We start from the raw sequence: 10,730 nt of genomic DNA, 5'->3' as shown, positions 1-10,730 counted from the left end.
TTGAAGAGTAGCGAAGGGCGACCCCGCGGCCCCGTGCGGCGGCCAGGATGTGCGCGAGCACCGCGGTGCCGGCTGGGATTGACCGGCCGGGCCGCCGGTGCTTGTCTACCGGCGATGGACGCCTTCACCGCACGTACGCTCGCACTCGTCAAGGCCATCCCCGCGGGGCGCGTTCTTTCCTACGGCGATATCGCAGCCCAAACCGGCGCAACGACGCCGCGCGACGTGGGCGACGTCCTCCAGCACCATGGCGATGACGTTCCGTGGTGGCGGGTCGTTCGCATCGACGGCAGTTGTGCACCGCACTTGCAATCGCGCCAGCTCGACCTGCTGCGCAAGGAGGGCACGCCGTTCGCACCTTCGGGTACGGCCGTCGACATGGATCGCGCTCGATGGACGGAGGGGGCTCCGCCTCCCCGGGAGAAAGATCAGCTGTCACTTTTTCGATGATCGGCGCCTGACCCCGCACCGCGGGCGGCGGCCGGCGCGCGAAGTTCGGGCGGCCGTGGATCCCGATCGTCAGGGGCGGCCCTGCGAACTACACTTGGCCGCGTGACCCGCGAACAAGTTTGGAAGACGATGACCGCCACCCTGCGGAAGGATTTCGGCCGCCTCCTCGATGTTCGAGGCGTGCGCCGCGTCCGCCGTGTGACCCACGACGCGTGGATCGTCACCGTCGTCCTCTCGGCGCCTTCCGGGGATCTCCATGTCGCCGATGTGAACGTCGACGACACCGGTGCGATCACGCCGGTCCTCAACGCCGACCATGTCATCGAGGCCGTGCGACGCGATGCGCGTGCCTCCGTGCAGCCGACGGCGCCCGACACGCTCACGGATTTCGGGGAAGAGCTGGCCTCCGAGCTCGACGATGAGCCCGCCCTCGAGCTGCTCGCCACCACCACCGAGGCCCCCCTCGACGCGCGCGCCCGCGCCGCCATCGCGCGCGGCGATACCGCCTCGCTCCGCGAAGCGCGCGAGCTCCTCCCGCACCTCCTCGCCGATCACGAGCGCAGGGGTGCGACCTTGCTCACGATGGCGCGCGTCGAGGTGAAGCTCGGTCAAACCGAGCTCGCCCGGGGCTACCTGGAGGCGGCCGCGCGCGAGTTCGCCGATCGGTACGATCTCGGGTCACTGGAAGATGCCGCCGCCCTCGACCTCGAGCTCGGCGGGCCCGACGCGTTCGTGGGCTCGCCGGTCCATGCGCTGCTCGAGCAAAGTCGCGCGCGCCTCACCCCGCTGAGCAGCCTCTTCGAGGCGAGGAGCTTCGCCCATTTGCCGGGCGATCTCCGCGCCAAGCTCCTCCCCCATGCGCGGCTCCGCACCCTCGCCGCCGGCGAGGCCCTGGTGAACGAAGGCGAACCTTCGCAAAATGTGTTCGTCGTCAAGAGCGGCCTGCTCGGCGTCTGGCTCGAACGCCCCGAGGGCGGCTCCTGGCTCGTGCGCTGCTGCTTTCCGGGCTGGCTCCTCGGCGAGTCGAGCGTCCTCGGCGCCGCCGACGCGCGCTGCACCGCCACCTTGCGCGCCGAACGAATCAGCGAAGTCTGGATTTGCCCGGCGTCCATCATCCGCACCTTGATGGCCGACGATCGCGCGTTCGCCCTTCGGATCGCGGAGACCAAACAGCTCCACCGCATCGACTCGTTCTTTTCGATGCACGAGACGATGGGCCAGCTCGACGTCCAAGTCCGAGACGAGATGCTCCAGTGCATTCAGCGCCTCGAGACCTTCCACCGAGACACCCTCCTGCTGCGCGCCAATGAGATCCCCAATGTGGCTTGCCTGGTGGCGCGCGGCTCGATTGGGCTCTTCGAAGACGGCAAGCCGGATACCCCGCTCGCCACCATCGAGGCCGACTCCTTCTACGGTGTGCGCGACGCCGTTCACCAAATCGCGCCCCATGTCGCGGCCATCGCGCGCGCCGGAACCACGGTGGCCTTCTTCGACGCCAAGCTCCTTCAAAAGCTCTGCGAACGCAGCCCCGAGCACGTCGTCGCCGTCCTGGAGCGCCTCGGCTGACGGGCGGGGTTTCGCCTCTTCGATGCGTCCTCGCGTCTAGGCGATCGCGCGCACGGCGCGCAGCGCCATGTCGACCTCCGCCTCGTCGTTGACGAGGCTCGGGGCCAAGCGCACGTGCGACAATTTGTACGGCGACTCGGACGCGACCACCTTCTTCTCGAGCAGCTTTTTGACGACGTCTTTCGGCAAAAGGCCCGCGACATCGAAGCATACGATGCCCGCCGATAAGCTCGGATCGCGCGGGGTGTGCACGGTCACACCGGGGATTTTCGCCAAACCCTCTTTGCATTGGCTATTGAGATCGCGAATCCGCGCTTCGACCCGGCCGCGACCGAGCTCGCGATGAAAGGCAAACGCCTCCGGCATGGCCCATTGGTGCTCGTAAGCCTTGAAGCCCGCCGGCTGGATCCACGTCGCATCGGCCGGCCCGGACGGGCTCCGTCCATCTTCCCACGCGTGATGGAGCTCACTCGATGACCAGGATGGAATCGTCGGCCGCAAGAGGGCCCAGTTGCTCGGCCGCGCCCACGCGATGCCCGTGCCTCGGGGCGCGAAGATCCACTTATGACAGCCGGCCGCAAAGAAATCACAGCCCAATTCGGCCACCGTTGGCTCCTGATTGCCAAAACCATGCACGCCGTCGACCACCAGCAACACGCGGTCCGCGTCGGCGCGTCCTCGGTTCGCGTCCGCCACGACATTCGCCAGCTCCCGAATCGGCACCTTCACCCCCGTGCTCGAGTGCACCCAGGTGACGCCGACGATCCGGGTCGCGGGCTTGATGGCGCGCCGCAGCCGGTCCACCATTTCATCGCGCGTGGCCGTGTGGGGCGCATCGTAGAGCGCAATGCGACGGGAGCTCGCGCCGGAGCGCTCCGTGGTGAGGCGGATGGCTTCATGGGTCACGTAATGATCGTGGATGGTCGTCAGGATCTCGTGATCGGGCCGGAGCCGCAGGCCTTGATAGATCAACGCGAGGCCTTGCGTGGTGCTGTCGACCAGAACGACCTCCTCCGGCTTGCCCCCGAGGTACTCCGCCGCCGCCCCGCGCACGCGGAGCTTCATCTCGGGGGTGCGCTCCATGGTCAGAAAGGGATTGTCGTCGAGCATGCGGCGATAGCGCTCGATGGCGTCGCGCACGGTCTTGGGGTGCGACACGAGGAAGAACTGCGAAAAGTGCAGATACTCCCGCGACAAGAGGAACTGCTCGCGCACCTTGGGCCACGTGCTCAGCGCGGCCGCGGTGACCGAGGTCGTGCTTCGCGGTGGTACGCTGCAAGCAGCTGCGGCAAGCGTGGATCCCGTGGTCGCAAGGAGTTCGCGTCGGCTGAGCATGATCGGCCAGCGTAACAAACCAAGAGACCGGCGTGGGGGGTAGACGAGCTGCCCCCGGCGCCAATTCCTTCGTCACGTATTGCAGCGCGCGTGACGCAAGGGCTGCGATGACCCCCATGTCGCGGGGCAACCCCGGCATCTCCGCGCGCGCGTCCACGGCGTTTTGGACGACTCGGGTCGCGAGCTCGAGTCGAGCTGGCTCAAATCGTCCACCTCGCCGTTCAGGCGGTGATAGGCGGGTTGCGGAGGTTGGCGGTGTCGGTGACCGTGACGGCCGGATAGCCCTCGGTCCAATAAGGGCCGCGATCCGAGCGGCGAAGATCGCCGAGGAAGGCGTCATTCATTCCCCTATCGTTCCGGGGACCGGTCACTTCATTTGCACCTTGGTTTGATTGGTGGCGCGAATCCACTGGATGGATCCATGCTCGAAGTCACTTTGCCGATCGCCCCCGACATCGTACTCGTCCGAGGTGGGGTACCCCAATCGCCCCGCCTCCCAACCCTCGTCCCGCCACCGATCGCGAATGGCCCCGCGCACTTCGTGGGCGCCCGTCCAAGGGGTCCAATAGATGGATCCTCCCTCGAAGACGTTGAAGCGCCCCTGGCCATCCGGCGGCGTAAACTCGTCGGTGATGGGGTATCCCAGGTGCCCCGTCTCCCACTTCAAATCTCGCCATTTGTCCCGAATCAGGCCGTGGACTTCGTGGGCGCCCGTCGCCGCGGTCCAGTAGATGGATCCGCGCTCGAAGACGTTGTAGCGCCCGCGGGTGTCGGGCGTGGTGAGCTCGTTCGTCATGGGCGCTCCAAGAACGGAGTCACAAGCCCCCAGCTCGCGGTATTTGACATTGATGGCCCCGATGGTCGCCCCCTTTCCCCCGGGGCACGTCGTCGAGCCACCGCCGCCCTGCCCTGCCCGACAAGGCAGCGAGACGCCGCGCGCGCCCAGGTAGCCCACGGGATCGACCCCGTGCCCGTCGCCCGCACGGTTGTACGTGCGGAGGTGCAAATGCGGCCCGGTGGCCTGGCCCTCCGCGCCGATGAGCGCGATGCGATCGCCGCCGTTCACGCGGTCCCCCACCCCGACGAAGCGGGTGTGCATATGCCCATATTCGGTCATGCTGCCATCGTCGTGGCGGATGCGGATCCATTGCCCGTACCCTTGCGCCGGGCCGGACGCCGTCACCGATCCCGCCGCCGTGGCGAAGATGGGCGCGCTCATGGGGCCGCCGATGTCGACCCCGTCGTGAGCGCTGTGATAGCCCTGCGTAATCGGGCCCTCCGCGGGGCAGAACCCGGTGTCGGCCAGCGGGCTCTCCTCCTCGAGCGCGCGCTCCTCGTTGGTGGCCGAGGAGCACGCCCACACGCTGAACGGCAGTGCGATTGCAAACGAACGCAAATAAGCGAATGACGTCATGCCACACCTCCGGGCTCCGCGGCTCGCGCGTTATTTCATCTCGACCGTCGTCTGGTTGGTCCGCTCGTTCCAGGTGATCGAGCCGTGCTGGAAGTCGTTCTTGCGGCCCACCGTGACCACGTACTCGTCGGAGGTGGGGTAGCCCAGCGCTCCAGCCTCCCAGCCGAGCTCTTTCCATTTGTCTCGAATGGCGCCGTGCACTTCGTGGGCGCCGGTCGCCGCCGTCCAGTAGATGGAGCCGCGCTCGAACACATTGTAGCGCCCGATCCCATCCGGCGGGATCGTCTCGTCGGTGATCGGATATCCGAGCGCGCCCGCCTCCCAGCCGGTGTCCTTCCATTTGTCTCGAATGGCGCCATGCACTTCGTGGGCGCCGAGCGCCGGGGTCCAATAGATCGACCCGCGCTCGAAGACGCTGTAGCGACCGACCCCGTCGGGCGTGCCGAGCTCGTTGCTCTTCGGGACGCCGAGGACCGAGCCGCACCCGCCGAGCGCGCGATACTTCTCGGCGATCAAGCCCACCACCGTCCCGCTGCCGCCGGCGCACGTGATCCCCGTCTCTCCCCAGAAGCCGGCCGGCGTCTCATTGAGCACTTGAGAGAGCGCATCGTTGTACTGCTGGTAACGGGGTGCCCAGCAGCTCCAATCCGGGCTGCGGCACCCGTTGTACTCGCTCAACACGGTCTTGATCCACTGGTCGCGGAGCGCGCCGTTGTGAATGTCGAAGCGGTTGATCCACGCGCGCGCTTTGGCATCGGTCTCGGCGTCCGTGGTATAAATGGACACCTTGACCATATTGACGGCGTAATCGATCGCGTGCGCGACCTGCCCGTCGATGGTGAGCACGTCCTGTCCGTACTTGCGGATGGTGTCCCAATACGTCCCTGCGTCGAATTGGAACATGCCCAGACCGCCCTGCTGCGCCGAGCACGCTCCATCTCCGGCGCCGGCCATGATGGGTCCTCCCCCGCAATCGGGAGAGCTCGGCCCCTGGCACGCCCACGTCAGCTCGGACCAACACATCGCGAGCCCGGCCGACTCGTGCATGGCGATTCCGGCCAGCAGATACGCATTGCCAATCCCGCGCGCACGCGCCGAATCGCGAATTTTCTCGTACCGTGGAAGGCGATCCACGCTCGAGAGCCCATCGGTGCTGGTCTGCGCGGTCGAAGCATCTTCGTACGAGCTGCACCCCGGCGCCGCCGCCGCGGCGAGCGATACGACGGTGAGGGGGATCAGCGATCGCGCGGTAAACGGAATATGCATGAGGCCCTCCGACATGCTTGCCATATGCCATTCTTCGCGTAGCGAACCATCGCGCGAAAAACCGGTCCCCGCGCGAGGTACACACAACGTATACCATGCCCGGTAGATTGGCACCCTTTCCTGCGCAATACCTTATTTTAAGGTCGGCAAAGGTGGCATAGCTCGCGTCTTTGTGGACGAAGACGGTGCCGCGGTAAACGTGGCGGCGCGATGCCTCTGACGAACGGTAAGGACGCAGCCGAGGAACGGGCGCTTCCTTCTCACGGAACGATACGTTCCGGCGATGGAATCACTCGAGCACGCGAAGCGGATGCATTCCATTCACGAATCCCATGAAGGGCCCATGAATGTCGTACCCGAGGAGCCGCTGCATATCCGGTGATGCGCGCTTCACGCGCTCGCGCGACATGCTCAGGAAATAATTCTCCTGGGTGCGCAGGTACGGCTGACAATACTGCACCGTGACCGCCAGCCGGGACGCGTGGGTGCGGTTCGCTCCGCCCCCGTGCCAGAGCGTGCCCAGCATGAAGAGCATCGAACCGGGCGGCATCACCGCGGCGACGCGCGGGTCCTCGGGCGCTGGCGCGCGCTCGCCCCAGCGGTGGCTCTCCGGGAGCAGCACGGTCGATCCATTGTCCTCCGTGAAGGCGTCGATCGCAAAGATGGTCGCGGCGCCGAGCGGAGCGCGCGGGCGCGGAATCGGATAAAACGCATCGTCGTAGTGGAGCGGCTGCGCGTCCTCCCCGGCGAGGATCTCGATCGCCTGCGCCTGCGACACCAGGTAGTTCGGGAGAAGGACGCGGTCGAGCAGCGCCAGGGCGAGCGGATGAATCAGGATCGGATCGCACGTGTCCGTCTTGTCGAGGAGCCCGTAGAGACGGCGGGTGCGAAACCCTTCGAAGTTGTTCCGCCCCCCCGCGTGGGCGAACCGCGCGGTCACGGCGTCGCGCACGCGCCGGAGCGTCTCGGGGTCGAGCGCGTCGTGCACGATGACATATCCGCGCTCCAAGAGCTCCGCGAGCGGCGCATCCACCTGCGCGGGATCCATCCCCGCTCGGGCCCGCGCGGTCGATGAATACGTACCGGCGAGATCCGCGCGTCCGTAGCCCGCCATGTCCTCGAATACGTTATGCTTCGCCATGTCGCGAGTATGTGCCCCCCGCCATGTCCCGGTCGATGACCGATCCGCTCAACGAGATTGACCGATGCGAAAGGGCGAACCGCTCCTTGCCACCGTGCCGATACGCTACGTCACCGAAATGTGCTCGCGCATCGAGCCCGCCATCGTGGCGCGCGCGCTCCGCAACGCGGGCATCGCCGCGCGCAAGGGGCACGTCGGCGGGTTCCGCGTGACCGGCGCGCAGGTGCTGGCGGTCTACGAGACCATCGTGCGCGCGACCGATGACGAGCTATTCGCGATGATGCAAAGGCCGGTGCCGCGCGGGAGCTACGCGACCTTGGTGCGCATGCTCACCCGCGTGCGCGACGTGGCGGCCGCGCTGGAGGCGACCGCCGACTTCTTTGCGCTCTTCGACGGCCACGTCCACTGGCGAATCGAAATGTCGGAGGGTACCGCGGTGCTGTCGCTCGAGCCGCACACGACAATCCAATCGGGTGCCTTGCTCTTCGTGCACGCCATGCTGCTGACGCCGCTACGCACGGCGAATTGGCTGAGTGGACATCCCATTCGGCCGGCGCGGCTGATCCTGCCGCACGCCTTTGCGGAGTACGCGAGTGAAGCGCGATTTCTCTTCGGCCGCGAGCCGTCGTTCGATGTAGGACCGCCGCGCATGGATCTGCCGGCCGCCGCGCTCCGTGCGCCCATCGTTCGCGCGCCGGCCGACGTCGACGAGTGGACACATCGGTCGCTGCGCACCATGCTCGATCCGGCGCCCGCCGATTCCTTCGAGGCGCGGGTGCGCGGCGCGCTCGCCGAGGTGCGCCCCATTGGCGATGCATCCCTCGAGGACGTGGCGCGCTCACTGGCCATGTCCGCCCAGACCCTCGCCCGCCGCCTTCGCGAGCGCGGAGCGACCTTTCAAGGCGTCAAAGACGCGCTCCGCCGGGACGCCGCCATCGCCGCCCTGCGCACAGGGAGAAGTACGAGTTCCATCGCGGAGGATATCGGGTTTTCCGAGGTGAGCGCGTTCCAGCGCGCATTCAAACAGTGGACGGGTACGACCCCCGCGCGCTATCGACGGTAACGTCGCTCTCGTCGTCGAACGCACACACGCTAATCGGCACAAGGCGCGGCAGCCCACATCGCGGCCTGAGCTTCGGCGCAGCTCAAGTGGCAAATGGCCTGCTCTTTCGCAGGAACAAACGGCATCCTCCGTCAATCGATGGCGCACTTTTCGTCTTAGGTACATCAACCGTTCAACTCCATGCGCAGGCACGCAGCGGTATGCCGATGTCAGGCGATTTCGTGGACCGCGCGCCCGGCGCGCTCAATCGATGCAGCAGCAACTTTAATTTTACGGCGCGCGTCCTGGTCGCCAGCAACCATCGCCGCAACGTCCCCGACACAATCATGCAAGCAGTTGACGCGCGCCTTGGTATCCTCTATCCAAACTACCGTTCTTCCTTCTTAATGGAGAAACGAGAGGTGTGCCTGATTGCGGCCCGACACGTGTTTCGATGCGCCAAACGCGCCACCTCGAATCGAATAAAATATTCACCTTGGCAACTTGCACAATGGCCGCCTGCGGCATACGCTCATCGCCAAAAATCGGCCGAAACAGCAACCCTATAACATGAATTAAAGACATCCTGAACCGCCTCGTCCGCTTGGACGACGCGGGCAGTAACATTGCTTCGCACGTTTCCTTACGAGGGAATCAATGAATGTGTGGCGAGACTAGGATATCCGCCGCGGATGCTTTGTTCTGGAACACAATGACGGATGAGCCGAGTGCGCGGCTCCCCACGCGTACGCCGGATCGAACCACGTGTCGCGAATATGCGACCGTCCGCTCTTCGAAAATCGCTCAACTCGCGACGGCCGCAGCCGGCGAAGAGAGTCTCCGAGAGCTGCTCTTTCGTAATCCGAACGCCGCCGCGAGCGCGTTTGGCTTTCAGTTTACGAATACCGAGGTGCTCGCGATCGCATTTGCCAGCTCGTCGCGCGAGGCCGTCGACTTGATTAGCGCGCGAAAAGGCCTCTAAACGGAGCAGGCGCCGTGCGCCCAGGCTCTTCCTGGCGCGATGGCGTCGCAGGCCGCGAATCCCTGCTTCGTGAGCCTGCTCGAGAACGCAGGGAATCCACGCTTCACGGTTCGCGCTCTCGCGGTTTTACATCCATTCATCGACCACGGCCTGCGTCCGTCCGCTGCGCGAAGGATTTCCAAATTCACGCACGGTGAGCATGCATTGGTAGGATCCTCCACCCGCAAAGGATGACGCATTCGGTATGGAAATAAGGGCTACACTGCGACGGACCCACGAAGCGGACGAGGGCATTCGTTGGTTCGAGCGAATGAAACGAAGGATTTGGGACCGCGACATCTCCATCGGACGCTCCGGCGCTCAAGCCTTGGCCCTCGCCCTCTTATCGGCTGCCGCGCTCGTCACCGAGTTATCGTACCATCACGGCGGGCTGGCGCTGCTCGATACCCCCCACGCGGAGCGCGTGGTGATCTTCTACAATGTCGACGCACTGCTGCTATCCAACGTCGATCGATCGCTGGCTTCCTGGATCATCGCGGCGGCGATTTTTCGCATTGTATTTGGAATTCTCGTCGGCATCGCGGACATGGTGCTCTACGAGAAGATCACCGGGCGGCCCTTCGACTGGGAGGCCATGATCAACGTATCCATCGTCAACTTCGTGTTTCTGTCGACGGCGCTGTTCACCTTCATGAACCCGGCCGTTCAGCGGCTGCTGGTGCACTACGTGCATTTGCTCGAACGGATCCCGACGATCGTGAACTTGCACGGCGCCATCGCGCTCGTGGTCGCGTGCTTCATCGCCGACTTTTGCTACTACTGGTCGCACCGGTGGTCGCACAAGATCCGGCTCTTCTGGTATCTCGGGCACATCAACCACCACCGCTCGCGCAACCTCTCGCAGCTCACGCAAGCGGTCGATCCTCAGGCATCCATCTTCGATGTCGCCGGCGGCAGGGCCTTCGTGCTGCTGCTCCTCCCCGTGCTGACCAAGCTCTTCTCGCTCGACTTCCGCGGCAGCGGTTGGATGTTCGTGGTCTTGGTGATCCTCGATGCATGGACCAACCCGTCGCACTCCGTATCGCTCTATCACGCGGAGAACAAATACAAGGTGCTGAGGCTCTTCCGCGCCATTTTGGTCACCCCCGCGGTGCACTTTACGCATCACTCGCGGGAGCAAAAACACAACGTCTCCGACGGGAGCAACTTCGGAGCGAGGCTGACCATCTGGGATCGGTTGTTTGGGACCTATGTCGAGCCTCCTTCGTACATTCCCGATGCGGGCCTATTCGGCGATGACGCGGACTACTGCCGCAACCCGCTGCGCTTTCTATTTCAGCCTTATCTGCGCATCCTCGAGGAGCTGCGCAAGAACGCCATCCGGCATTGGCCATCCATCTTATTTGCCCATGCCTCCTACGTTCCCCCCGTGCCGGCCACCCGCAAGTATTGAACCGGCAGAACTGCAATTGCTCTCCGAGAGCGAAACCGCGAACGAAACCAGGTGCGCCCCATGCCCCACCGGGTTACAGGG

9 protein-coding genes are annotated in these 10,730 nt (G+C 65.2%); 5 read left to right on the top strand and 4 right to left on the bottom strand.

The features are described from left to right. Positions 1-114 precede the first annotated feature (114 nt). Both LZC94_10260 and LZC94_10255 read left to right on the top strand, forming a co-directional pair. Entirely contained in the window at positions 115-450 is a 336-nt protein-coding gene (locus LZC94_10260; protein WXB17644.1) for an MGMT family protein, read from the top strand. A gap of 102 nt (positions 451-552) precedes the next feature. Next, a complete protein-coding gene (locus LZC94_10255; protein ID WXB17643.1) occupies positions 553-2,016 on the top strand; it encodes a Crp/Fnr family transcriptional regulator in 1,464 nt (487 codons plus the stop codon). A gap of 36 nt (positions 2,017-2,052) precedes the next feature. Here LZC94_10255 and LZC94_10250 read toward each other — a convergent pair whose 3' ends face one another. The 4 genes from LZC94_10250 to LZC94_10235 form a co-directional block, all read right to left on the bottom strand. Further along, positions 2,053-3,351, bottom strand: coding sequence for an aminotransferase class V-fold PLP-dependent enzyme (locus LZC94_10250; protein WXB17642.1), 1,299 nt, complete (start codon positions 3,349-3,351; stop codon positions 2,053-2,055). 367 nt (positions 3,352-3,718) lie between these two features. Next, complete coding sequence (locus tag LZC94_10245; GenBank protein WXB17641.1) at positions 3,719-4,765, bottom strand: peptidoglycan DD-metalloendopeptidase family protein; 1,047 nt, start codon at positions 4,763-4,765, stop codon at positions 3,719-3,721. 30 nt (positions 4,766-4,795) lie between these two features. Beyond that, positions 4,796-6,031, bottom strand: coding sequence for a hypothetical protein (locus tag LZC94_10240; GenBank protein ID WXB17640.1), 1,236 nt, complete (start codon positions 6,029-6,031; stop codon positions 4,796-4,798). Positions 6,032-6,320: 289 nt separating this feature from the next. After that, positions 6,321-7,172: a phytanoyl-CoA dioxygenase family protein gene (locus LZC94_10235; GenBank protein WXB17639.1), complete on the bottom strand. Its 852-nt coding sequence runs from the start codon at positions 7,170-7,172 to the stop codon at positions 6,321-6,323. A 64-nt stretch (positions 7,173-7,236) separates the two neighbouring features. Here LZC94_10235 and LZC94_10230 point away from each other — a divergent pair, with 64 nt between their 5' ends. The 3 genes from LZC94_10230 to LZC94_10220 all read left to right on the top strand — a co-directional run bounded on the left by LZC94_10230 (position 7,237) and on the right by LZC94_10220 (position 10,649). Continuing rightward, the gene (locus LZC94_10230) at positions 7,237-8,235 is read left to right on the top strand and encodes an AraC family transcriptional regulator (protein WXB17638.1); all 999 of its coding nucleotides are present in this window, start codon (positions 7,237-7,239) and stop codon (positions 8,233-8,235) included. Between the two features lie 86 nt (positions 8,236-8,321). Continuing rightward, the gene (locus LZC94_10225) at positions 8,322-8,783 is read left to right on the top strand and encodes a hypothetical protein (GenBank protein ID WXB17637.1); all 462 of its coding nucleotides are present in this window, start codon (positions 8,322-8,324) and stop codon (positions 8,781-8,783) included. 723 nt (positions 8,784-9,506) lie between these two features. Beyond that, positions 9,507-10,649 (top strand): sterol desaturase family protein, encoded by a 1,143-nt coding sequence (locus LZC94_10220; GenBank protein WXB17636.1) that lies wholly within the window; start codon positions 9,507-9,509, stop codon positions 10,647-10,649. The last annotated feature ends 81 nt before the right edge of the window (positions 10,650-10,730 follow it).

It is taken from the genome of Sorangiineae bacterium MSr11954 (genome assembly GCA_037157815.1).
GTDB lineage: Bacteria > Myxococcota_A > Polyangia > Polyangiales > Polyangiaceae > Pendulispora > Pendulispora albinea.
The sequence above is the reverse complement of the archived record's forward strand: the minus strand, read 5'-3'. Positions and strand labels throughout refer to the sequence as shown.

Coding starts and splice junctions, on each gene's coding strand:
- LZC94_10260 (WXB17644.1), top strand. CDS start 115: ATGGACGCCTTCACCGCACGTACGCTCGCACTCGTCAAGGCCATCCCC.
- LZC94_10250 (WXB17642.1), bottom strand. CDS start 3,351: ATGCTCAGCCGACGCGAACTCCTTGCGACCACGGGATCCACGCTTGCC.
- LZC94_10245 (WXB17641.1), bottom strand. CDS start 4,765: ATGACGTCATTCGCTTATTTGCGTTCGTTTGCAATCGCACTGCCGTTC.
- LZC94_10240 (WXB17640.1), bottom strand. CDS start 6,031: ATGCATATTCCGTTTACCGCGCGATCGCTGATCCCCCTCACCGTCGTA.
- LZC94_10235 (WXB17639.1), bottom strand. CDS start 7,172: ATGGCGAAGCATAACGTATTCGAGGACATGGCGGGCTACGGACGCGCG.
- LZC94_10230 (WXB17638.1), top strand. CDS start 7,237: ATGCGAAAGGGCGAACCGCTCCTTGCCACCGTGCCGATACGCTACGTC.
- LZC94_10220 (WXB17636.1), top strand. CDS start 9,507: ATGAAACGAAGGATTTGGGACCGCGACATCTCCATCGGACGCTCCGGC.